The organism is Flavobacterium terrigena, assembly GCF_900108955.1.
Classification (GTDB): Bacteria; Bacteroidota; Bacteroidia; order Flavobacteriales; family Flavobacteriaceae; genus Flavobacterium; species Flavobacterium terrigena.
Map to the genome: position 1 here is coordinate 27,979 of NZ_FNYA01000009.1, position 23,827 is coordinate 51,805.

Sequence of the window (23,827 nt, forward strand, 5' to 3'; positions counted from 1 at the left end):
CATGACAAACATTGTAGAAAAACTTTGCGGAGACTTTGCGGTAAACTTTTAAATCAAAATATCACTTTCTAAATCAGATTTTTCAATTTCAATGGTATAATCTAATTTCGAAACCAGTTCAATCACTAGCTTTTTATACCAGTTTTCCGATTTCGGATGAATGTATATTTTTTCAATTAATTGATTGACATCAACATCTATTTTTATTCCGTCGTTTATTTTAATCGCATTTTCAGATAAATCGGAAATAATTCTTACCTCTCTTTCATACTGAAAACTTTTTCGTTTAAACATAAAAGGGAAAAACATATCATCAAACGGAATGTATTCTTTTTTGTAGTCGATATAATTCACTTCACCAATAAATTGGCTATAATTGATTTCGGGTTTTAATGCTTTTTGTAGTCTTCCAATAGTTGATTGAATGGCCAAACCTTCATTATTTTGGGTAAAGATTTGCCACATTGCAAACGATTCGTATTCGTTAATGTGCCAACTGCTTACGACCACTTTTTCACGATGTGATTTGTAATAATCTAAAAATTCTGGATTATTCTCCGATAACTTTTTAATTTCCTCATACGTAGGTTCAGAAAATGTACCTTCATATTGATCTTCAAATTTATCAGAACGCGACATAAATAGCTTTCGCGACATCAATAAATCTAAAAATTTCGACAAGTCTAAGTATTTCCAAACAATAGTGTCTGGATCTTCAGGTAACTTAATGTTGTCGTTTTTTTTGTACATTTTAAGTTATTTCGAAAAATTATAATTAATTATTCTAAAGATTGTAGCGCTACTAATCTCGCGTACGTACCATTTTTCGCAATCAATTCGGCGTGTTTACCTTGTTCTACAATTTCACCTTTTTGCATTACAATAATGTTATCTGCTTTTTGAATTGTAGATAAACGGTGTGCAATTACAATAGAAGTTCGGTTTTGCATCATTTTTTCTAAAGCATCTTGAACTAATTTTTCACTTTCTGTATCTAAAGCAGAAGTCGCTTCATCTAAAATCATAATTGGTGGATTTTTCAATACTGCTCTGGCAATAGATAAACGTTGTTTTTGTCCACCAGATAATTTTCCACCAGCATCACCAATATTGGTATTAATTCCGTTTGGAAGCGTTGACACAAACTCGTAAGCATTGGCAATTTTCAAGGCGTCAATAATTTCTTCATCTGTAGCATCTGGTTTTCCGATTAGCATATTATTTTTAATGGATTCATTAAATAAGATTGAATCTTGAGTAACTAAACCAATTAAGCCACGTAATGCATGCATGTCCCAATCTCTAACTTCTACGCCATCAACAGATATTGAACCGTTATTAATATCGTAAAAACGCGTTAATAAGTTAGCAATCGTACTTTTTCCAGAACCCGATTGTCCAACTAAAGCTATCGTTTTTCCTTTTTCTACTTCAAAAGAAAAGTTTTTCAATACATTTTCCTCTTGATACGCAAAATTGATATTTTTTACAGAAATTCCTTTGTCGAAAGTATGTTTTACGAATGCATCCGGTTTATTAACAACCACATTTTCTTGTTCTAACAACGTAAAAACTCTTTCGGCAGCGGCTAAACCACTTTTTACTTGATAAGATGCTTTAGAAATTGCTTTTGCAGGAGTTAAGATAGTATATGCTAAAGCAATATAACCAATGAAATCTGTTCCTTTAAGTGAATGTTCCACTAAGACCATATGACCTCCAAACCAAAGTAAAACCGCAATGGTAACAATTCCTAAAAATTCACTCATTGGTGAGGCAAGGTTGTTTTTATTAGCTATACTAGTTGATAATTTCAATAACCTTTCTAAAGAATCATTAAATTTTTGAATGAAAGAACCTTCCGCATTATAACTTTTAACCACTTTTAATCCAGTTAAAGTTTCGTCTAAAGTAGAAATAAATAAACCTTGTTCTTGTTGTGCTCTTACGGATTTTGCTTTTAAATTTTTTCCAACTCTAGAAATAATGAATCCAGAAATAGGAATAAATGCAAAAACAAATAAAGTCAATTTCACACTGATAGCTAACATGGCAATGATTGAAAATACGATAGTTAAAGGTTCTCTAACCACTAATTCTAATATTTGGAAAAAAGAATTTTGAACTTCTCCAACATCACCTAACATTTTTGTCATTACATCACCTTTTCTTTGATTAGAATAGAAAGAAATAGGCAAATGAATAATTTTAGCATATAATTTTTCCCGCAAATCTCTTAAAACACCATTTCTAAGAATCGTAACTTGAAAAGAAGCCAAATAATTAAAAATATTTTTTAAAAGAGCAGTAATAATTACTATTCCGACTACTAACATTAAAGCATATTGCGCTCCATAGTCATCGTTTAATTTTGTAATATAAAAACCTAGATATTCTTGACCATATTTATTAATACTACCAATTCCTGTATATTCTGGTTTGGTTAAAACTTTTGTGGTTTTATCAAATAAAACGTCTAAAGTTGGTATTAATGACACCATTAATATTGTAGAGAAAAAAGCATAAAAAACATTAAAAATGATGTTTAAAATGGCATTTTTCTTATACTTTAGAGCAAAAGGTATTATTTTTTTTAAATTCTGATCCATTTAGTTTAATTTCATTTCAGTGATTATATTCTGAATTTTTGTATCTAAAAAGTGATTAGCTTCTTCAAAGTCATTTTTGTCTTCTAAAATAGCATTAACGCTAAAATAGAATTTGATTTTTGGTTCGGTTCCACTTGGTCTAGCGCAAATTTTTGTCCCATCTTCTAAGTAATAAATCAATACATTTGATTTTGGAATATCTAAATCGAAAGTTTCATTGTTTATTAAATCGCGAGCTGTTGTGTTTTGGTAATCTTCAATACAAACCACACGTTGACCGTTTATCGTTTCCATCGGATTGTCGCGTAAGTCCACCATCATTTGATTGATTTCTGCTAAACCTTCTTTTCCTTTTTTTGTTAAAGATATTAAATGTTCTTTATAAAATCCGAAATCTAAGTATAAGTTAATCAATTCTTTATACAAACTACTTCCAGCAGCTTTTGCTTGAGCAGCAATTTCGCAAACCAATAAACACGCAGCAACTGCATCTTTATCTCTAACGGCATCACCAACCATATATCCGAAACTTTCTTCGCCACCGCCAATAAATTTCTGATTCGGGAAGTCTTTAATAAATTTTGCAATCCATTTAAAACCTGTTAATCCTACTTTACATTCAATTCCGTAAGCACTTGCTAAATCTAACATCATTGGAGTTGAAACAATTGTTGAACCAATAAATTCTGTACCAGTAATTTTGTCGGCGCGTTTCCATTGTTCTAATAAAAATGCTGTCATAATAACCATAGTTTGGTTTCCGTTTAACAACATCATTTTTCCATCATTATTTCTAACGGCCACACCTAATCGGTCAGAATCTGGATCAGTTCCAATAACAATGTCAGCGTTTACTTTATCTGCTAAGGCTAAAGCCATTGTTAAGGCTTCAGGTTCTTCAGGATTTGGCGATTTTACTGTTGGAAAATTTCCATCAGGAATTTCTTGTTCTTTTACGATATTTACATTCGTATAACCTGCTTTTGCTAAAACCGCAGGAATTGATTTTACAGAAGTTCCGTGTAATGGCGTAAAAACAATATTTAAGTTGTCTTTTGCAGCTTTTGGCGTATTGAAACTTGCGTTTTCAACTGTTGAATTCACAAACGCTTCGTCAATTTCAGCATCAATATATTCAATTAAACTTTCGTTTGCCGTAAAGTTAATGTCGCTATATTTTAACGCTTCAACTTCTGCAATAATTTCTCCATCTTGTGGTGGTACGATTTGTCCGCCATCTTGCCAATATACTTTGTAACCGTTATATTCTGGTGGATTGTGAGAAGCTGTTAATACAATTCCTGAATGACAGTTTAAATGTTTTAAGGCGAAAGATAATTCTGGAGTAGGGCGCATTTCTGAAAATAAATACACTTGAATTCCATTTGCTGAAAAAATATCAGCAACCACTTTTGCTAAAGTATCACTGTTTTTTCTACAATCGTATGCAATAGCGACTTTTAAGTCTTCGTTTGGAAAACATTTTTTCAAATAATTAGACAAACCTTGTGTGTTTTTTCCCAATGTGTATTTGTTAATACGATTGGTTCCAACACCCATAACGCCACGCATTCCGCCTGTACCAAATTCCAAGTTTTTATAAAAAGCATCTTCTAAACCTTTTGGATCAGAAGTCATTAATTCTTTTATTTCTTCTTGAATATTTTGGTCGAAAGTAGGCGTAAGCCATTCGTTAACTTGATCTAATATATTTTGTTCTATGTGCATAATCGTCATTGCGAGGCACGTGGCAATCTCGCTTATTTTAATGTTAATTTTTTTTAACCGCAGATTCGCAGATTTTTTATTAGAATTACTAAATCTGCGAATCTGCGGTTGTTTTTTTATTTTGAGGTCGCAATTTACGTCCTTAGAACTATAAAGTCTCCGCTATTTTATAGCGTTCTTCGTTGCTTTTAGTGCGTAAAATAATTTCGCCTAAAAATCCAGCTAAGAATAATTGTGTTCCAATTATCATAGTAGTTAAAGCGATATAAAATTCTGGTCTATTTGCTATTAAACGCGCTGTTTTGTGAAAAAATAATTTGTCAATTCCCATATATAAGGCTAAAGCAAATCCAATGAAAAACATTAAACTTCCTAGTAATCCGAAGAAGTGCATTGGACGTTTTCCGAATTTTGAGATGAACCAAATCGTAATTAAATCTAAAAATCCGTTTACAAATCTGTCGATACCAAATTTTGAAGTTCCGTATTTTCTAGCTTGGTGAATAACAATTTTTTCTCCAATTTTTGCAAAACCTGCATTTTTCGCTAAAACAGGAATATAACGGTGCATTTCGCCTGAAACTTCGATGTTTTTAATTACTACATTTTTGTAGGCTTTTAGTCCGCAATTGAAATCGTTTAGTTTTACACCAGAAATTCTTCTTGCAGCCCAATTGAATAATTTTGATGGAATATTTTTGAAAACTACTGAATCGTAGCGTTTTTTCTTCCAACCCGAAATTAAATCGAAACCTTTATTTTGAACTAAATCGTACAATTCTGGAATCTCATCTGGACTATCTTGTAAGTCGGCATCCATAGTAATTACTACATCTCCCAATGCTTTTGCAAAACCAGCGTGCAAAGCTTGACTTTTACCATAATTACGTAAAAACTTAATTCCTTTTATGTTGGAATTGTCTTTTTGTAAGTCTAAAATAGTTTGCCAAGACGCATCAGTACTACCATCATCTATAAACAATACTTCATAAGAAAAGTTATGACTAGTCATAACTTTCTCAATCCATTTAGATAATTCTGGTAACGATTCTTGTTCGTTTAATAAGGGAATTACTAGTGATATATTCATTTATTCGTTATATGTTGTTTTGGTTTTCATTACTGCGGCAACAATTAATCCAACTATTGAAGAAAATATAATTGAAAAAGCACTACCTTTTATAATATTTGCTAATGAATATTGATCGCCATTTTCTTTCATTGCAGTAATCGCTTCTTTCATAGCTTCTTTTGGAGTGTCAAATTTTTCCATAAATTCAACAGTTTTAGTAATTGCCAATTCTAAAATTTGCTCTTTTGCAGCAGGATCAATAAAATTAAATAAAATGTAATTAAAAATGTTTGCAATTACAATCCCAATTGTGCAGTATATAAAGAAAGCTGTAAAAGCTTCTTTAAAATTAATTATACCACCCATTTCTTTTTTAGTAGTTGAAACAACATAAATTCCAAGAGAGATGTAAAAAACTACCATTCCAATTCCAATATATGAATTGGCAAATAAATTGATATCAATGGCATACATTAATACAGTTACAACAATTGAAATAACTGCTGAAATAAGTCCAAATTTAATCCCGTTTTTCTTAATAGCTTCGTTCATTTTTTTAGTTTTTAGTTAGTTTAGTTTTTAGTTAGTTATTAGTAGTGTATTCTGTAAAATTGTTACACAGACTTTTGTATTACTTCAAAAACTTTACCGTCTTCAAATTTTAAGGTTTTCGATGGATATTTTAATAGCAATGCATAATCATGAGTAGCCATGATAATTGTTTTTCCATTAGCATTAATTTTTCTCAAAACCTCCATAATTTCAATACTCGTTTGAGGATCTAAATTTCCTGATGGTTCATCTGCTAAAATTAATTCAGGATCGTTTAATAAAGCTCTTGCAATAGCAACACGTTGTTGTTCACCACCAGAAAGTTGATGTGGCATTTTAGTAGCGAAATTCCCCATTCCAACTCTGTCTAAAACTTCTTGAATTTGATTGTTCATTTCAACCTGATCCACCCAACCTGTAGCTTTTAAAACAAATAGTAGATTTTCTTTAATATTTCTGTCAGATAATAATTTAAAATCTTGAAAAACAATTCCAATTTTTCTTCTTAAGTAAGGAATGTCTTTTTCTTTAAGTGTGTTTAAATCATAATCAACAATAGTTCCTTCGCCTTCTTTTAAAGGTAAATCGGCGTAAAGTACTTTCATAATACTACTTTTTCCAGAACCTGTTTTTCCAATAAAGTATAAAAATTCTCCTTTTTGAACTTCTAAATTAATATCAGATAATATTAAATTGTTTTCTTGATATATAGAAACGTTTTTTAATGATAAAATCGTTTGACTCATAATTACATAATTAATGTGTAAAAATATAAACATTTCACGGCTAAACAAAATTATTGAACTAAATAATTTCAATTACAATATTTAAGATAATTTTTACGTTTATAGTCATATCGATTTGATATATTTGAAATCGAAAGAACAAAAAATTTGCTTTTGCAAGCACCAATAAAAATAAATTGATTCATATGTTACCAATAAAAATAAATTTTGACATATAATTTTAAAAAGAATCCAACTATGAATATTTTAACAAAGATATCCTTATTATTACTTTTTGTTTCACAAAGTACTATTGCTCAGCAATCTGCAGTATGTTTAAGTCAAAATCAAGATTTCGATAAGGCGGTTCAACTATACAAAGAACAACAATTTCAAGCTTCACAAATTTTATTTGATAAGGTAAAAAGCACTTCTACTTCCGAAGAAATTATATCAGATTGTGATTATTATATTGCGAATTGTGCGATTAAAACCAATCAACAAGGCGCGGATGCTTTGATGGAATCGTTTATAGAAAATCACCCTACAAGTACAAAAAGAAATTCGGCTTATCTTGAAGTGGCTCAGTATTATTTTACTGAAGGAAATTATACACAATCGTTAAAATGGTATGAAAATATTCATGAACCAGATTTATCAGCTTCTGATTTTGAAAAAGCAAATTTTCAACGCGGATATGCCAATTTCGCTACGAAAAACAATAAAGATGCTTCGAAATATTTGAATAAAGTTGTGAATTCTAAAGAATACGGAAATCAAGCAAAATATTACTTAGGTTATTTGGCTTATGAAGGTGATAATTACAAGGAAGCGAATGAACTTTTCGGACAAGTCTCTGACCAAGATAAGTACAAAGAAAAAATGGGTTACTTCCAGGCGGATATGAATTTCAAATTAGGGAATTTTCAAAAAGCCATTGATTTAGGTGAACCACAATTGAAAAAATCTTCGGCTTTAGAAAAAAGTGAATTGTCGAAAATTATTGGAGAAAGTTATTTCAATTTAAAAAAATATGATAAAGCTTTACCATATTTACAAGCCTATAGAGGTAAAAACGGAAAATGGACAAATACTGATTATTACCAATTAGGTTATGCTTTTTACCAACAAAAAGATTACGAAAAAGCGATTACCCAATTCAATAAAATAATTGAAGGAAACGATTTTGTGGCGCAAAACGCCTATTATCATTTAGCAGAAAGTTATTTGAATACAGATAGAAAACAACAAGCATTAAACGCTTTCAAAACGGCTTCTGAAATGACTTTTGATCCTAAAATTCAAGAAGATGCAGCTTTGAATTACACGAAATTGAGTTACGAAATTGGAAATCCATATGTTTCTACTCCGGAAATTCTAAAATCGTTTATGGATAAATATCCTGCGAATCCGAACAATCAAGAATTGAAAGGTTTGTTGATTAATTCGTACATCACATCAAAAAACTACACAGAAGCTTTGGTTTTATTGGAAAAAAATAAAACACCTGAGAACAAAGCGGCTTATCAAAAAGTGACATTTTATAGAGGTTTAGAAATCTATACAGATGGGAAATATCAAGAAGCTTATGCTTTATTCAAAAAATCGTTAACGGAAAATAAAGATGCTAAAATTACGGCTCGTGCCACTTTTTGGAAAGGGGAATGTGAATACAGTTTAGATCAATTTTCTGAAGCAGTTTTAACTTACAAACAGTTTTTAAATAGTGCTTCGGCAAGTGAAACTCCGGAAAACAAAACAGTAAATTACAACTTGGCTTATGCATATTTTAAAATTAAAGAATACGTAAATGCTATTCCGTATTTCAATACATACATTACAAATTCAAAAGATGATAAAAACCGATTAACAGACGCGTATTTACGTTTAGGAGATTGTAATTACATTTCGTCTAAATACTGGCCAGCAATGGATGCGTATAACAAAGCTATCGAATTAAAATGTGTAGATGCAGATTATGCAGCATTTCAAAAAGGAATGAGCTACGGATTTGTAAATAAAAACGATAAGAAAATTGAAGATTTAAACAAGTTTGTATCTACGTATAAAACATCTCAATATTTAGATGATGCCATCTATGAATTAGCCAATACATACACGGTTGAAGAACAAAATGAAAAAGCGATTTCAACATTTGATATCTTAATTAATAACCATAAAAACAGTGCTTATGTTTCTAAATCAATCTTAAAACAAGGTCTGATTTATTACAACACAGATAAAGATGATGCTGCTATTACGAAGTTCAAAAAAGTAGTATCTGAATTTCCAAATTCTCCAGAATCTTTAGAAGCAGTTGCCACAGCAAAAAGTATTTATATGGCTAACGGAAAAGTTGGAGAATATGCAACTTGGGTAAAAACACTTTCTTTTGTGGAAGTCTCTGATGCTGAATTGGATAACGATATGTACGAATCAGCTGAGAAACAATATTTAGCTAATAATCCAAAAAAAGCTATTGAAGGTTTTACGAGTTACTTAGCACAATTTCCAAATGGATTACACGCTTTAAAAGTGCATTTCTACTTAGCACAATTGTATTTTGCTGATAAATTAGAGAAAAATGCGATTCCACATTACGATTTTGTAATTGGAAAGCCTAGAAACGAGTTCACAGAACAAGCTTTAGTACGATTATCTGAAATTCATTTGAAAGAAAAAAATTGTGATTTAGCGATTCCGGCTTTAAAACGATTAGAAACAGATGCTGAATATCCTCAAAATACCACTTTCGCACAATCGAATTTAATGAAGTGTTATTACGAAAAACAAGATTTTGCAAATTCTGAAATCTATTCGGATAAAGTATTGAAAAACCCGAAAATTGAAGATAAAATCAAAAGTGATGCTCAAATTATCATTGCTCGTTCAGCGATAAAAACTAATAACGATGCTAAAGCGAAAGAAGCTTACGCAAAATTACAGAAAATTGCTAAAGGTGAATTAGCAGCCGAAGCCTTGTATTACGATGCGTATTTCAAAAACAAAGAAGGAAAATTTGATGCTTCGAACAAAGCCGTTGAAAAATATTCTAGCACATATTCTGGATATAAATATTTCGGAGCGAAAAGTTTAGTCTTAATGGCGAAAAACTATTACGGACTAAAAGATAGTTTCCAGGCAACTGAAATTTTACAAAGTATCATTGATAATTTTACAGAATTTCCAGATGTTGTGGCAGAATCTCAAACCGAATTAGATAAGATTAAAGCCGAAGAAGCAAAAACGAATTCGTCAGTTACGAAGTAAGTTAAATTACGATTTACGAATTTTGATTTATGTAGCATAAAATAAAAAACATTGCGAACCTTGCGAAAACCTTAGCGTCTTTGCGGTTAAAAAAATAAAATATGAAAAAGATAATTTTTAGTATCATCGCCATTTCAGCTATTCAAGTTGGTTTTTCTCAAAAGAAAGACGAAAACATTGGTAGTGAAGTTGTAAATATTGTAAAACCTTATACACCAACCATTTCTGATGCTTTTAAAGTAAAGGAAACTCCAGCAGTAGAAGAAGAAGTTGTGGAACCAAAAATTCCAATTAAATATCAGATATTTTCTTTTCCGGTAGCGTCAACTTTTGTTCCTTCAAAAGGAAAAGCGGCTGATGTGGATAAAGAAGAATTGGAAAAAGGATTTTCTAATTATGCTTCATTAGGTGCTGGAAATTATGGAACTGTTAATGCCGAATTATTTATAGCACATCAATTGAGTAGAACCGATTATGTTGGAGGATTATTACGTCACTTATCTTCGCAAGGTGGTATAAAAGGTTTAGTTTTAGATGATCAATATTACACAACTGGTTTAGATTTTACTTACGGAAGTAGAACTAAAGAAATGAGTTGGAATGTCGATTTAGGTGCGAAAAACCAAGTTGTCAATTGGTACGGATTGCCAGAAAGTATCATTTTTGATGACGCAACTATTAGTTCTATCCAATCTACTCAAAGTTATAATACGATTTCGCTTGGCGGAAGAATGGAATTTAACGACGGATTGTTTAATGATGCTTCTATGCAATTCAAACGTTTTTCTGATAAATTTGGTGCGGGCGAAAATAGATTTTTTGTAAAACCAGCTTTCGATTTTGAAGTTATGGATAGTAAAGTTAGAGCTTCTTTCGTGGTTGATTATGTTGCTGGAAATTTCAAAAAAGATTATTATAATGTGGAAGAAATGAAATACAGCAATGTAATTTTCGGAACAAAACCTAGCTTTTTATACCAACAAGATGATTTTTCTGTGCATTTAGGAGCTGGATTGTTTTATACTTCTAATAAATTCAATGGTGCTTCTGATGGAAAATTTTTCGTATATCCAAATGTAAAAGCTTCATACCGTTTGGTGGGCGATTTAATGATTGCTTACGCTGGTGCAGAAGGAAATTTACAACAAAATTCATATGCTGATTTTGTAGATGGAAATCCGTTTGTTTCACCAACATTATATGTTGCTCCAACTGATAATTCGTATGATATTTATGTAGGAATGAAAGGGAAATTAGCCAATGCGGTTTCTTTCAACGTTCGTGGTGGAATGAATAATGAAAAAAATAAGCCGTTTTTTGTTTCAAATGTTTATGATCCAAGTATTACGGAAAAAGAAGGTTACCATTACGGAAATTCATTTAACGTAGTTTATGATAACTTGAACACATTTAGTATTTTCGGAGAAATTAAAGCCGATTTTTCTAAGAGTGCATCATTAGCTTTAAGCGGAACATATAATACTTATAAAGTATCTAGTTTGCAGGAAGCATATAATTTACCACAATTAAAAGTGGAGTCTACATTAAACATCGATTTCACAGAAAAATTGTATGGAGGAATGAAATTATTTTTCGTGGGAGAAAGAATGGATTTAGTTACAGTTCAAGATAAAACAATGGTAATTCCAACTTTTAATCAAGAGAAAGTAACCTTAGACAGTTATTTCGATTTAAATGCTCACATTGGCTACAAATACAATAAAAGACTGACATTTTTCTTAAAGGGAAACAATTTAGCAAACCAACAATATCAACGTTGGGCTAATTTCCCAGTACAAGGTATTCAGTTTTTAGGTGGTGCGAGCTATAAGTTTGATTTCTAGTTTTTAAAACTTCAACATTCAAAATTCCAAGTTGACTATTCGGAGTTTTGTCATTTCGACGTTAGGAGAAATCTCATAATATTAGTTACTTACTTTATGTGATTTCTCCTAACGTCGAAATGACAATTTTGCTAAAAATAAACCATAATTAAAATAATGTACAAAATATTTTTATTATTACTGTTTCCAGTATTCGTTTTCGCACAAAATATTAAAGGAAAAATTACCAATTCAAACAATGAACCCATTGCTGGTGCATCGATTTATTTAGATGGAACCACCATCGGAACTTCATCTGATTCTGAAGGTTTATTTGAAATTTCGGCTAAAAATAAATACAATACTTTATTAATTGTACGGTTTTTAGGTTACGAAGATATAATCGTATCGAATCCATACGAAAAAGAGTTTTATACGTTTGTTTTAGTTCCAAAAACCAATGAGATTGAAACGGTTCTTATTGTAAAAGATGGTTTCACCAGAAAGCAAAAACTGCAATTGTTTAGAGAGCAATTTTTAGGAACAACCAAATATGGTAAAGCCTGTAAAATACTAAACGAAGATGCTATTGATTTTAATTATGATTTAGATACTTTTCTTTTCACGGCTACAAGTTCAGAGCCTATAAAAATTGAAAATCCTCAACTAGGTTATTTAATTGAATTTGATTTACATGATTTTTATGTAAAATTTAGTTTTAAAACGATAAAATCGGCTTATGCCATACAAAGTATGTTTTTAGGAACGGTTAGATATACTGATGTAAGTACTGATGAAAAAATCATTAAAAATAGAAACGATGTGTATTTCGGATCTTCGATGCATTTTTTTAAAAATATTATTGATAATTCATGGTCTTCAAAAAATTTCATTTTATATGAAGGAAAATTTAGTGTTAATGCTAATAATTATTTTAAAGTCGTAAAGTCTAACGATTTGTATGAAGTTACCGTGTCGCCAACAATTAAACCAGAATTAAATTTAGGAAGTATTAAAAATGATGGTTTTTATGCCGATTTTAATCTTTTATTTGATAAAAAACGACAATCCAGAGTGATTTTTAAGACAAAAACCTTCTTTATTGACAATTTTGGAAATAACACAGATAAAGAACAAATTATTTTTGGTGGCGATATCGGTCAGCAAAAAGTTGGAAATACATTACCTTTGAATTTTGAGCCAGAAATGGCTGTAAAATAAAATCAGGAAAATCCATTTATCTTCGAATCTATCCAATGCAAAATTTCAAACAAAAAATACTTTCTCAATATCAAATATTACTTCAAGATAAGATAGATATTTATCAGGATTTAATTAATTCTTTAACAGAAGACGCACAAAATGATGCCAAATCTTCAGCAGGAGATAAGCACGAAACTACTTTGTCTAAATTACATATCGAACAAGAGAAAATTGCCAATAAACTAAAAGAAGCTTTAGAACAACAAGCTATTTTGTTGAAATTAGATATTGAGCAAATTTCTAATAATGTTGTATTAGGAAGTTTAGTAAAAACCAACCATTTAACCGTTTTCGTAAGTACAGCTTTACCAAAAATTACCATTGACAATCAGACAGTTTTTGCCATTTCTCCACAATCTCCGTTGGGAATACAATTGATGCATAAAACCATTAATTCCGAGTTTCCTGTCAACACTGTGACTTATAAAATTTTAGAGATATTTTAAGATTTTAATTCAAAACAAGTTCAAATAAACAATTACGCATTTACTTTTTATTCTTCGTGACTTTGTGTCTTCGTGGTAAAATTTATAATTGTAAGTAAACCTTCATTATTTTTCCGTTTTAGTTTATTATTTATTTAAAAAATAAGTTTTTGGTTTAAAAATTAAATCAAAATAGCATATTTAGTTTTGTTAATAAACTTTATACCTCAATTTTGCTTCAAGAAATAAATATAAATATAAAAACTATGTGCGGAATATTAGCCATTATTGGAAAAGGTAAAGACGAAGAATTAGTAAAACAATTATCTAAACGTATGAGTCATCGCGGACCAGATGAAAGCGATATTCATATAACGGAACAAGGGCATTTTTTAGCTCATGAGCGTTTGTCGATTGTTGATTTACATACAGGAATTCAACCTATTCAAGGAACTTCTACAGCTTGGATGATTCATAATGGTGAAATATACAATCATCAAAACTTACGTGATACAATTTTAAGAGGTCATACATTCAGAACAACATCTGATTCGGAAGTTATTGTACACTTATATGAAGAATTTGGATACGATTTCTGTAACCTTTTAGATGGAATGTTTGCTTTTGTGGTCATTGATGGCGATGATTATATCGCAGCTCGTGATCCGCTTGGAATTAAACCATTATATTACGGAATTGATGAGCGTGGTAGAAAATATTTTTCTTCAGAAATGAAAACTATTGCCGACCAATGTGTTACATTTTCAACATTTCCTCCGGGTCATATTTATACTGAAGAAACTGGATTTGTAAAATATTACCAACCAGAATGGGAAGATGCTTCTAAAGCAGTGGAAGATGTAGATTATGAGGCAATTAGAAAATCGTTAACTCAAGCTGTTCAAAAACGTTTAATGGCCGATGTTCCTTTTGGAGTATTGCTTTCTGGTGGATTAGATTCGTCTTTAACATCGTCAATTGCGTGCAGATTATTAGAAGGAACTGGACAAAAAATTCATTCGTTTTCTATTGGTTTAGATGCCGATTCTCCTGATACAAAAGCAGCTAGAAAAGTAGCTGAATTTATTGGAACTGAACACCACGAAATTCATTTCACAATTGAACAAGGAATTGAGATTTTAGAAAAATTAATATGGCATTTAGAAACCTATGATGTGACGTCTATTCGTGCAAGTACACCCATGTATTTCTTATCTAAAGCAATTACAGAACAAGGTGTAAAAATGGTTTTATCTGGCGAAGGTGCTGATGAGGTTTTTGGTGGGTATTTGTATTTTAGAAATGCACCAAGTGCAGAAGAATTTCAACAAGAAACAATTGATAGAGTTCAAAAATTATTTACGGCCGATTTATTACGTGCTGACAAATCGACAATGGCACACGGTTTAGAAGCTCGTGTTCCCTTTTTAGATAAAGAGTTTTTAGAATTAGCAATCAAAATCAAACCAGAAGAAAAACAGCCAAAAACATATGATGGTGTTGAGAAATACATTTTAAGAAAAGCTTTTGATACGCCGAAAAAGCCATATTTACCAGAGGAAGTTTTATGGCGTCAAAAAGAACAATTTTCAGATGGAGTTGGATACAACTGGATTGATACGTTAATTGAATATTGTACGTCTCAAGTTACAGATGCTGATTTTGAAACTGCAAAAGAGTTATTTCCATATAACACACCAACAACAAAAGAAGCGTTTTTCTATAGAAGAATTTTTCATAAATTTTATCCACAAACAAGTGCGGCTGAAACGGTTAGAAAATGGATTCCGAAATGGCAAGAAAACCAAGATCCAAGCGGAAGAGCAAATGCAGCTCACGTGAAAGCAGATGTTTTAATTGCTTCGGAAACAGAAAAAGTTTAAAATTATAGAAGATAATGTTTAGTAGTAGGAAAGAGTAGCAAGATTTATTTTTGGTGCTCTTTTTTTATGAAAATATTCCAAAATGATGAAATTGTACCTCTAAAAATGAATTCTATCAAATCATTCATTAAACTTAATTTTAAAAAGCCTCTAAATTTGAGTTTTAAGCGATTTTTTTATTTTTTACCCTTTTGTGCTGAATAAAAAAAATGCTAAAATCTTATTTTTGACTGTTTTTAGCTTATTTGAGAGAAGATTGTCAGAAATTAACAAATGTTGATAACTTAAGCGTGTTTTAAATGGTTTTTTATTCCGATTTTTTAATCAATTGGTTATATTTGTTGATATAAAAATAGTTTATTAGAACAATTTATTATGAGTGAAGAAAATAAAAAAAGTAGTTATTCAGCGGATAGTATTCAGGCATTAGAAGGAATGGAGCATGTAAGAATGCGTCCATCTATGTATATTGGAGATACTGGCGTTAGAGGATTACATCATTTAGTTTATGAAGTTGTAGATAACTCTATCGATGAGGCGTTAGCTGGACATTGTGATACTATTTACGTAGCCATAAACGAAGACAATTCAATTACTGTTGAAGATAATGGTCGTGGTATTCCTGTAGATATTCACAAAAAAGAAGGTATTTCTGCTTTAGAGGTTGTAATGACTAAAATTGGAGCAGGAGGAAAGTTCGATAAAGATTCGTATAAAGTTTCTGGAGGACTTCACGGAGTAGGTGTATCGTGTGTTAATGCACTTTCTGACCACTTACGCGCAACAGTTCACAGAGATGGAAAAGTTTACGAACAAGAATACGAAAAAGGAAAAAGTTTATATCCTGTAAAACAAATTGGTACAACTGATAAAAGAGGAACAATTGTTACTTTCAAACCAGATCCAACAATTTTTACGCAAACTTTAGAATATTCTTACGATACGTTAGCGGCTCGTTTACGTGAATTATCTTTCTTGAATAAAGGAATCACAATCACTTTAACAGATAAAAGACATTTAGCTGATGATGGAAGTCAACCAGTTGAAACGTTTCATTCAAAAGAAGGTTTAAAAGAGTTTATTAAGTTTTTAGATGGAAACAGAGAACCAATTATTTCTCATGTAATTAGCATGGAAAATGAAAAAGGGGAAATTCCTGTTGAAGTTGCCTTAATTTACAATACTTCATACACAGAAAATATTTTTTCTTACGTAAATAATATTAATACTCACGAAGGTGGAACGCATTTACAAGGTTTCCGTATGGGATTAACTCGTACGTTGAAAAAGTATGCTGACGCTTCAGGTTTATTAGAAAAATTAAAATTCGAAATTGCTGGAGATGATTTCCGTGAAGGATTAACAGCTATTATTTCTGTAAAAATTCAAGAGCCACAATTCGAAGGTCAAACCAAAACTAAATTAGGAAATAGAGAAGTAGTTTCACCAGTTTCGCAAGCAGTTGCTGAAATGTTAGAAAACTATTTAGAAGAAAATCCTAATGATGCTAAAACAATCGTACAAAAAGTAATTTTAGCAGCTCAAGCACGTCACGCAGCGAAAAAAGCTCGTGAAATGGTACAACGTAAAACCGTTATGGGTGGTGGCGGATTGCCAGGGAAATTATCAGATTGTTCTGAGCAAGATCCTGAAAAATGCGAGATTTACTTAGTAGAGGGAGATTCTGCAGGTGGAACAGCAAAACAAGGTCGTAATAGATATTTTCAAGCGATTTTACCATTAAGAGGTAAGATTTTGAATGTGGAAAAAGCGATGCAACATAAAGTTTTTGAAAACGAAGAGATTCGAAATATATTTACTGCTTTAGGTGTAACAGTTGGTACAGAAGAAGATAGTAAAGCCTTGAACTTAACGAAATTACGTTACCATAAAGTAATTATTATGTGTGATGCCGATGTCGATGGTTCTCACATTTCTACTTTGATTCTTACATTCTTCTTTAGATATATGAAAGAATTAATTGAAGGCGGTCACGTTTATATTGCAGCGCCACCTTTATACCAAGTTAAAAAAGGAAACAAAAAACAATATGCTTGGAACGATGACCAACGTGATAGAATTTCTATGGAAATGGGAGGAAGTACAAGTATTCAACGTTATAAAGGTCTTGGAGAGATGAATGCTGAGCAATTGTGGGAAACTACAATGAATCCAGATTTCAGAACTTTCCGTCAAGTAACAATTGATAATTTAGGTGAAGCTGATAGAGTTTTCTCTATGTTAATGGGTGATGAAGTACCGCCTCGTAGAGAATTTATCGAGAAAAACGCGGCTTACGCTAAAATTGACGTATAATATATATGAAACGTAGTTTTGCATTTTGTATCTTGTTTTTTGGATTTTCTAATTCAATACAAGCGCAAACGCCTACACAATTAGAACAAATAGGGTATCTTTTAGAAGATGCCCTTTTGTATTCGAAGCAATATCTAATTCCGGCGACAGATGGCGCAGTTTACCAAGCATCATCAGCTTGGATGAATTCTGCAAAAAAGAAGAAAGATTGGGAAATTTTAGTGGGTATACACGCTAATACGTTTAAAGTCCCAAAATCAGATAGAAGTTTTACCATTAATAATTCCGATTTTAAGTTTTTACAATTAGAAGGAACAGCAACTTCAGCTGAGGTGCCAACCGCTTTAGGAAATGACGATACTTTTGTTTTAGTTGGTGATTTAGACGGACAAGAAGTTCGATTGAAAACACCAAAAGGTGTCAATCAAGAATATATAACGTATCCTTATTTAGATGTTGCTTTTGCTTTACCAAGTGGAACAGAAGTAATTGGACGTTTTTCGACTAAAACCAAGTTAAAAAGAGGAGATTATCAAGTGTATGGGTTCGGATTAAAACATAATTTGAGTCAATATTTTCCTAGATTAGAAAGTAATAAAATTCATGTTTCGGCGATGTCATTTTATTCTAATGAAGATATTAGTTTTGATTTTTTAGATGTTAATACATCATTTGGAAATTTAGGAATTAACAACTTAAACGGAATTGTAGATACCTATCATTATCAATTATCGGTTTCAAAGGAAATTAAACGATTTGAAATTTTGGGAAGTTTTATCGTAAACACCAGTGATTTCAATTATATAGTTAGTGGAGAAAAAGGTGAAATTGAAAATGTACTTCCAGTTCAGCAAATAATCAATCAGTTGTTAGATACCATTCAAAAACGAAAAACCAATTATATTGGTGAAGTTGCCGTTAATTATGGCTTCAAGAATTTTAATATTTTGAGTGCTTTTGCTTTCGGAAAGTTTATGAATTTTAATGTTGGAGTTTCTTATAAAATAAACTAAAAAAAAATCCCATCTTGAACGGATGGGATTTTTTATATCTCTTAACTTAAAATTAGAAGTTTGGCGATAATTCGTACTTTTTGTAAAAAGTATCTAAAACATCTACAACTTCATCTTCCGTATCTACAATTTTAAATAAGTTTAAATCTTCAGGAGAAGCATTTTTGAATTTATCAATAATCACTTCTTTTACCCAATCCATTAAGCCTGTCCAGAATTCTGTTCCTACTAAAATAATAGGGAATTTGGCAATTTTTTTAGTTTGGATAAGTGTAATTGCTTCAAACATTTCATCTAAAGTTCCGAAACCACCTGGCATTACTACAAATCCTTGAGAATACTTTACAAACATTACTTTTCTTACGAAGAAATAATCGAAACTTAAGTTTTTATCTCTATCAATATATGGATTATAATGTTGTTCGAATGGTAAATCAATATTTAATCCAACAGAAGTTCCGCCACCATTGTGCGCTCCCTTGTTACCCGCTTCCATAATTCCAGGTCCACCACCAGTAATGACACCGTAACCCGCTTTAGAAATTTTATAGGCAATTTTTTCTGCTAATAAATAGTATTTGTCTTCTGGTTTTGTTCTTGCTGAACCAAAAATAGATACACAAGGACCAATTCGCCCCATGCTTTCGTATCCATTTACAAACTCAGACATAATTTTGAAAATAGCCCAAGAATCATTTGCTCTAACTTCGTTCCAAGTCTTTTGTTTTAACTTATCTTGGATTCTTTCATCATCATTTTGATATTGATCTGCTGACATAAATAGTTTTTTTCTAATTTAATTAAAATACAAAATTAGCAGTGTTGTTGTGTGAAGTAATTAGAAGGCTAAGATAATTCTTTTTTCAAAAACTGAGCCGTATAACTTTTTTTATTTTTAATGATTTCTTCTGGTGTTCCTTTGCATAAGACTTCTCCGCCGCCTTTTCCACCTTCTAAACCAATATCAATAATATAATCGGCCAACTTAATTACATCTAAATTGTGTTCAATAATTAAAACCGTATTTCCTTTATCTACCAATTTGTTAATCACATCCATTAAAATACGAATGTCTTCGAAATGCAAACCAGTTGTAGGTTCATCTAAAATATAGAACGTATTTCCTGTATCTTTTTTGGATAACTCACCAGCTAATTTAATACGTTGTGCTTCACCACCAGATAGCGTTGTACTTTGTTGTCCAAGCGTAATATATCCTAAACCAACATCTTGAATGGTTTTTACTTTTCGATAAATTTTCGGAATCATTTCAAAGAAATCAACCGCTTCATCAACTGTCATATTCAACACATCTGAAATCGATTTTCCTTTAAAACGAATTTCTAATGTTTCTCTATTAAAACGTTTTCCTTGGCAACTTTCGCATTCTACATAAACATCTGGTAAGAAACTCATTTCAATTGTTCTCACTCCAGAACCTTCACAGGTTTCACAACGTCCGCCTTTTACATTGAAACTAAAACGACCTGGTTTATAACCTCTAATTTGAGCTTCAGAAGTCATTGTAAACAAACTTCTTATTTCCGAAAAAACATCTGTATACGTTGCTGGATTGCTTCGAGGCGTTCTTCCAATAGGACTTTGGTCAATATCAATAACTTTATCTAAATGTTCTAATCCTTCAATTTTTTTATAAGGAGCAGGTTTTTTAACCGCATTATAAAAGTGAGCATTTAAAATAGGATAGAGCGTTTCGTTAATTAACGTCGATTTTCCACTTCCAGAAACTCCAGAAACACAAATCATTTTCCCTAAAGGAATTTCAATAGAAACATTTTTAAGGTTATTTCCTGTCGCGCCAGATAGTTTTAAAAACTTTCCGTTTCCTTCTCTACGTGTTTTCGGAACTTCAATTTCCATTTTTCCGTTCAAATATTGAGCAGTAATGGTATTTTCTTTTAATAATTCGGCTGGTGTTCCTTGACTAATAATTTGTCCACCATATTTTCCTGCTTTCGGACCAATATCAATTACGTGATCGGCACGAACAATCATATCTTTATCGTGTTCCACAACTAAAACCGAATTTCCAATATCGCGCAAGCTTTCTAACGATTTGATTAATCTTTCATTATCACGTTGATGTAACCCGATACTTGGTTCATCTAAAATATATAAAACTCCAACTAATTGCGAACCAATTTGCGTAGCCAAACGAATACGTTGTGCTTCACCACCAGAAAGTGTTTTCGAACTCCTATTCAAACACAAATAATCTAAACCAACATCTAGTAAGAAATTAATTCTAGCTGTTATTTCTTTTAAAATTTCATGTGAAATGGCAGTTTGTTTTTCTGATAAGTGTTCCGGTAAATCAGAAAACCATTTTTTTAATTCTACAATATCCATGTGAACTAAATCGCCAATGCTTTTTCCGTTGATTTTAAAATATAAAACTTCTTTACGTAAACGTGTTCCATGACATTCAGAGCATTCGTTTTCATCCATGAATTCTTTAGCCCAACGTTTTATACTTGCCGATTCCGATTCTTCAAACTGATTTTTGATGAAATTTGAAATCCCTTCGAAATCAATTTTATAATCTTTCGTAATTCCCATGACTTTAGAAACCACTGAAAATTTTTCATTTCCACCATATAAAATCATATCCATTGCTTCTGCAGGAATACTTTCTATATTATCTGTGATTTTGAAACCATATTTTTCACCGATGAATTCTAATTGCTTAAAAATCCATGTGTTTTTATATTCGCCCAAAGGTGCAAAACCACCAGATTTTATTGATGCTTTTGGATTTGGGATAATTTTTTGAAGATTAATTTCATTTACAACTCCTAAACCATTACAGTTTGGGCAAGCGCCTTTTGGTGAATTGAAGGAGAAATTATTTGGTTCTGGATTTGGATAAGATATTCCAGAAGTTGGACACATTAAACTTCTACTATAAAATCGAACTTCTTGAGTATCTTGTTCGATAACCATCAAAATATCATCACCATGATGCATAGTAACTTTGATGCTTTCGGTTAATCTTTTATCAGTGTCTTCGTCTTGTTTTACAGCAACTCTATCGATTACAATTTCAATATCGTGTGTTTTATAACGATCCACTTTCATGCCGTATTCTAAATCTTTTATAACTCCGTCTACACGAACTTTTAAAAAACCTTGCTTGGCAATTTGTTCAAATAATTCTCTGTAATGTCCTTTACGTGAACGAATTACTGGTGCTAGAATATTGATTCTTTTTCCGTCAAATTCTTCGTGAATTAAATCTTTAATTTGATCATCAGAATACGAAACCATTTTTTCGCCCGTATTGTAACTATATGCATCAGCGGCACGAGCAAAAAGTAATCGAAGAAAATCGTAAATTTCTGTAATTGTTCCAACAGTAGAACGTGGACTTTTATTGGTTGTTTTTTGCTCAATGGCAATAACTGGAGACAATCCGTCAATTTTATCAACATCTGGTCGTTCTAATCCACCTAAAAACTGACGCGCATACGCAGAAAATGTTTCAATATATCGACGCTGACCTTCAGCATAAATCGTATCAAACGCTAATGACGACTTTCCAGAACCTGATAAGCCAGTAATTACGACTAATTTTTCACGAGGAATGGTAACATCAATATTTTTTAAATTATGAGTACGAGCCCCAATAATTTCAATAGAATTTTCTGTGTGTTGCATACAACTAAGTAGATTTTTGCAAAAGTACGATTTTTTGAGAAGAAATTAGTTGTATAATTATGAATAAAATGGTGAAAACTAGTTTACTTCTCAAAAATTCTATGGATAAATCCTAAACGCATTCTATCCAACATTTTTTTAATGAAATTCCAAAAGAAATTCCTTTGTCCGGCTAGTGTGCCAATCAACAAAAGTAATACTTTGTATATGGGTAAAATGATAATAATGTAAAGTGGGTAATACAACCACAAACCAACACTTTCTTTAGTGATGCCAATAAAAGTCAATATAGGTTTTGCAATTAATGCCGAAGTTGAACCCGTTATGGCAAAAACAATAAAAATAATGACTAATTGATAATTGCTAGATATGTTCCAGCGTTCTTTAAGTTTGTTCATAAATTATATTCGAGCAGTAAAACCTCCTAATTGTTGTTTGTTTTTTAATTGAAAATAAACTAAATAATTGTAAATCATATAATTTACATGATAACCATAATCTACATTTGTTTCATAATTTATTGGCATGTCGTATATATTTCCATATCGCATGGGATTTCTAGCACGATTATTCCATTCTAAAACCCAAAATCTATTTCTAGTCTCTAAATACGATTGCGTATAAAAGCCTTTTGGCTTAGCATACGAATTAAACCAATATGTAAAACCTCCATCAATAATAATCACCTCATATTCTAAATCTGGATTTGAAATATGAATGGTATCACTTGTTAGTTTTTCTTTATTTTCTGAACTAAAATTTTTGTTTGAGTTACAAGAAAAAAGAAAAAAAGAAGCAATAAAACCAAGAAATAGTAACTTTTTCATGACTTATTTATTGAAAGTATAAAGATAAAAAAAAAGTCCCGAAAAATCGAGACTAATTTATATTGATTTTAAATAAATTCTATTTTCCAAATAGTTTGCCTAACAATCCACCTAAACCGCCAGATTTTTTAGAAACTGCTGCAACAGCATCGCTCATTCCAACTTGTCCGTCACCATCTTGGTCTAAGCCAAATTGCCCACCATATTTGGTAACCATATCCATTAATCCGCCACCTTGACCATTAGAAATAGAAGCAATAATATCTTGAACATTAAATCCTGGTTGATTTGGATCTTGTGCTTTTTTTACTAATCCGCTTAAAACTTGAGGAATTAATCCGCCAGCTACACTTCCAGCTGCATCTGGAGATAAGCCAAATTTATTACCTAAATTTCCAGTTACTTTTCCAGCTAATTCTGCAACTACAGGATTATTCATGTCAATTGGAGTTTTACCTGAAAGCATTCCAGCTAAATCACCAACGTTTCCGCTAGCAACCATTTCTTTTAAACCTGAAAGAATAGAACCATTGGCTTCTTCCATAACGGCTTCATTTTGTTCATTTGGTACCGCTGGATTGTTAACAACCGCATCGCCACCATATTGCTTTACTAATTCTGTTAATTGTTCAAACATAGTTTT

18 protein-coding genes are annotated in these 23,827 nt (G+C 31.4%); 7 read left to right on the forward strand and 11 right to left on the reverse strand.

Translation table 11 applies throughout. The annotated features are described in order from the left end of the window. Nucleotides 1–48: 48 nt before the first annotated feature. The 6 genes from BMX42_RS13240 to BMX42_RS13265 all read right to left on the reverse strand — a co-directional run bounded on the left by BMX42_RS13240 (nt 49) and on the right by BMX42_RS13265 (nt 6,707). A complete protein-coding gene (locus BMX42_RS13240; protein WP_091315431.1) occupies nt 49–750 on the reverse strand; it encodes a DUF2971 domain-containing protein in 702 nt (233 codons plus the stop codon). A gap of 29 nt (nt 751–779) precedes the next feature. Continuing rightward, nucleotides 780–2,609 (reverse strand): ABC transporter ATP-binding protein, encoded by a 1,830-nt coding sequence (locus BMX42_RS13245; RefSeq protein ID WP_091315434.1) that lies wholly within the window; start codon nt 2,607–2,609, stop codon nt 780–782. Next, nucleotides 2,610–4,337 (reverse strand): phospho-sugar mutase, encoded by a 1,728-nt coding sequence (locus BMX42_RS13250; RefSeq protein WP_091315437.1) that lies wholly within the window; start codon nt 4,335–4,337, stop codon nt 2,610–2,612. A gap of 148 nt (nt 4,338–4,485) precedes the next feature. Continuing rightward, nucleotides 4,486–5,427: a glycosyltransferase family 2 protein gene (locus BMX42_RS13255; RefSeq protein WP_091315440.1), complete on the reverse strand. Its 942-nt coding sequence runs from the start codon at nt 5,425–5,427 to the stop codon at nt 4,486–4,488. Beyond that, nucleotides 5,428–5,961, reverse strand: a complete 534-nt coding sequence (locus BMX42_RS13260) for a DUF4199 domain-containing protein (RefSeq protein ID WP_091315443.1) — start codon at nt 5,959–5,961, stop codon at nt 5,428–5,430. 62 nt (nt 5,962–6,023) lie between these two features. Then, complete coding sequence (locus BMX42_RS13265; protein WP_091315447.1) at nt 6,024–6,707, reverse strand: cell division ATP-binding protein FtsE; 684 nt, start codon at nt 6,705–6,707, stop codon at nt 6,024–6,026. A gap of 237 nt (nt 6,708–6,944) precedes the next feature. Here BMX42_RS13265 and BMX42_RS13270 point away from each other — a divergent pair, with 237 nt between their 5' ends. The 7 genes from BMX42_RS13270 (at nt 6,945) to BMX42_RS13300 (ending at nt 18,679) form a co-directional block, all read left to right on the forward strand. Continuing rightward, a complete protein-coding gene (locus tag BMX42_RS13270) occupies nt 6,945–9,956 on the forward strand; it encodes a tetratricopeptide repeat protein (RefSeq protein ID WP_091315450.1) in 3,012 nt (1,003 codons plus the stop codon). Nucleotides 9,957–10,057: 101 nt separating this feature from the next. Beyond that, complete coding sequence (locus tag BMX42_RS13275) at nt 10,058–11,800, forward strand: porin family protein (protein ID WP_091315452.1); 1,743 nt, start codon at nt 10,058–10,060, stop codon at nt 11,798–11,800. A gap of 156 nt (nt 11,801–11,956) precedes the next feature. After that, a complete protein-coding gene (locus BMX42_RS13280; protein WP_091315454.1) occupies nt 11,957–13,000 on the forward strand; it encodes a carboxypeptidase-like regulatory domain-containing protein in 1,044 nt (347 codons plus the stop codon). A gap of 35 nt (nt 13,001–13,035) precedes the next feature. Continuing rightward, nucleotides 13,036–13,488, forward strand: a complete 453-nt coding sequence (locus BMX42_RS13285) for a hypothetical protein (protein ID WP_091315458.1) — start codon at nt 13,036–13,038, stop codon at nt 13,486–13,488. Between the two features lie 245 nt (nt 13,489–13,733). Next, the gene (gene asnB / locus BMX42_RS13290; RefSeq protein WP_091315462.1) at nt 13,734–15,350 is read left to right on the forward strand and encodes an asparagine synthase B; all 1,617 of its coding nucleotides are present in this window, start codon (nt 13,734–13,736) and stop codon (nt 15,348–15,350) included. 375 nt (nt 15,351–15,725) lie between these two features. Then, nucleotides 15,726–17,666, forward strand: a complete 1,941-nt coding sequence (gene gyrB, locus BMX42_RS13295) for a DNA topoisomerase (ATP-hydrolyzing) subunit B (protein WP_091315465.1) — start codon at nt 15,726–15,728, stop codon at nt 17,664–17,666. 5 nt (nt 17,667–17,671) lie between these two features. Beyond that, complete coding sequence (locus tag BMX42_RS13300) at nt 17,672–18,679, forward strand: DUF6588 family protein (RefSeq protein ID WP_091315468.1); 1,008 nt, start codon at nt 17,672–17,674, stop codon at nt 18,677–18,679. 52 nt (nt 18,680–18,731) lie between these two features. On the opposite strand, the gene BMX42_RS13305 is transcribed toward BMX42_RS13300, so the two are convergent. The 5 genes from BMX42_RS13305 to BMX42_RS13325 form a co-directional block, all read right to left on the reverse strand. Continuing rightward, nucleotides 18,732–19,457 carry an LOG family protein gene (locus tag BMX42_RS13305; protein WP_091315471.1) on the reverse strand — a complete coding sequence of 242 codons (726 nt, stop codon included), beginning with the start codon at nt 19,455–19,457 and terminating at the stop codon, nt 18,732–18,734. A gap of 68 nt (nt 19,458–19,525) precedes the next feature. Continuing rightward, nucleotides 19,526–22,357, reverse strand: a complete 2,832-nt coding sequence (gene uvrA / locus BMX42_RS13310) for an excinuclease ABC subunit UvrA (protein ID WP_091315475.1) — start codon at nt 22,355–22,357, stop codon at nt 19,526–19,528. Nucleotides 22,358–22,440: 83 nt separating this feature from the next. Beyond that, entirely contained in the window at nt 22,441–22,755 is a 315-nt protein-coding gene (locus BMX42_RS13315) for a DUF6787 family protein (protein WP_091315478.1), read from the reverse strand. Nucleotides 22,756–22,758: 3 nt separating this feature from the next. Next, complete coding sequence (locus tag BMX42_RS13320; RefSeq protein ID WP_091315480.1) at nt 22,759–23,184, reverse strand: DUF6146 family protein; 426 nt, start codon at nt 23,182–23,184, stop codon at nt 22,759–22,761. 79 nt (nt 23,185–23,263) lie between these two features. After that, nucleotides 23,264–23,821: a hypothetical protein gene (locus tag BMX42_RS13325; RefSeq protein WP_091315483.1), complete on the reverse strand. Its 558-nt coding sequence runs from the start codon at nt 23,819–23,821 to the stop codon at nt 23,264–23,266. Nucleotides 23,822–23,827 lie beyond the last annotated feature (6 nt).

Bases quoted from the DNA above. Each gene is read 5' to 3' on its own strand.
- BMX42_RS13245 (WP_091315434.1), bottom strand. From the start codon at position 2,609: ATGGATCAGAATTTAAAAAAAATAATACCTTTTGCTCTAAAGTATAAG.
- BMX42_RS13240 (WP_091315431.1), bottom strand. From the start codon at position 750: ATGTACAAAAAAAACGACAACATTAAGTTACCTGAAGATCCAGACACT.
- BMX42_RS13270 (WP_091315450.1), top strand. From the start codon at position 6,945: ATGAATATTTTAACAAAGATATCCTTATTATTACTTTTTGTTTCACAA.
- gyrB (WP_091315465.1), top strand. From the start codon at position 15,726: ATGAGTGAAGAAAATAAAAAAAGTAGTTATTCAGCGGATAGTATTCAG.
- uvrA (WP_091315475.1), bottom strand. From the start codon at position 22,357: ATGCAACACACAGAAAATTCTATTGAAATTATTGGGGCTCGTACTCAT.
- BMX42_RS13325 (WP_091315483.1), bottom strand. From the start codon at position 23,821: ATGTTTGAACAATTAACAGAATTAGTAAAGCAATATGGTGGCGATGCG.
- BMX42_RS13300 (WP_091315468.1), top strand. From the start codon at position 17,672: ATGAAACGTAGTTTTGCATTTTGTATCTTGTTTTTTGGATTTTCTAAT.
- BMX42_RS13260 (WP_091315443.1), bottom strand. From the start codon at position 5,961: ATGAACGAAGCTATTAAGAAAAACGGGATTAAATTTGGACTTATTTCA.
- BMX42_RS13280 (WP_091315454.1), top strand. From the start codon at position 11,957: ATGTACAAAATATTTTTATTATTACTGTTTCCAGTATTCGTTTTCGCA.
- BMX42_RS13285 (WP_091315458.1), top strand. From the start codon at position 13,036: ATGCAAAATTTCAAACAAAAAATACTTTCTCAATATCAAATATTACTT.
- BMX42_RS13315 (WP_091315478.1), bottom strand. From the start codon at position 22,755: ATGAACAAACTTAAAGAACGCTGGAACATATCTAGCAATTATCAATTA.
- BMX42_RS13265 (WP_091315447.1), bottom strand. From the start codon at position 6,707: ATGAGTCAAACGATTTTATCATTAAAAAACGTTTCTATATATCAAGAA.
- asnB (WP_091315462.1), top strand. From the start codon at position 13,734: ATGTGCGGAATATTAGCCATTATTGGAAAAGGTAAAGACGAAGAATTA.
- BMX42_RS13305 (WP_091315471.1), bottom strand. From the start codon at position 19,457: ATGTCAGCAGATCAATATCAAAATGATGATGAAAGAATCCAAGATAAG.
- BMX42_RS13255 (WP_091315440.1), bottom strand. From the start codon at position 5,427: ATGAATATATCACTAGTAATTCCCTTATTAAACGAACAAGAATCGTTA.
- BMX42_RS13320 (WP_091315480.1), bottom strand. From the start codon at position 23,184: ATGAAAAAGTTACTATTTCTTGGTTTTATTGCTTCTTTTTTTCTTTTT.
- BMX42_RS13275 (WP_091315452.1), top strand. From the start codon at position 10,058: ATGAAAAAGATAATTTTTAGTATCATCGCCATTTCAGCTATTCAAGTT.
- BMX42_RS13250 (WP_091315437.1), bottom strand. From the start codon at position 4,337: ATGCACATAGAACAAAATATATTAGATCAAGTTAACGAATGGCTTACG.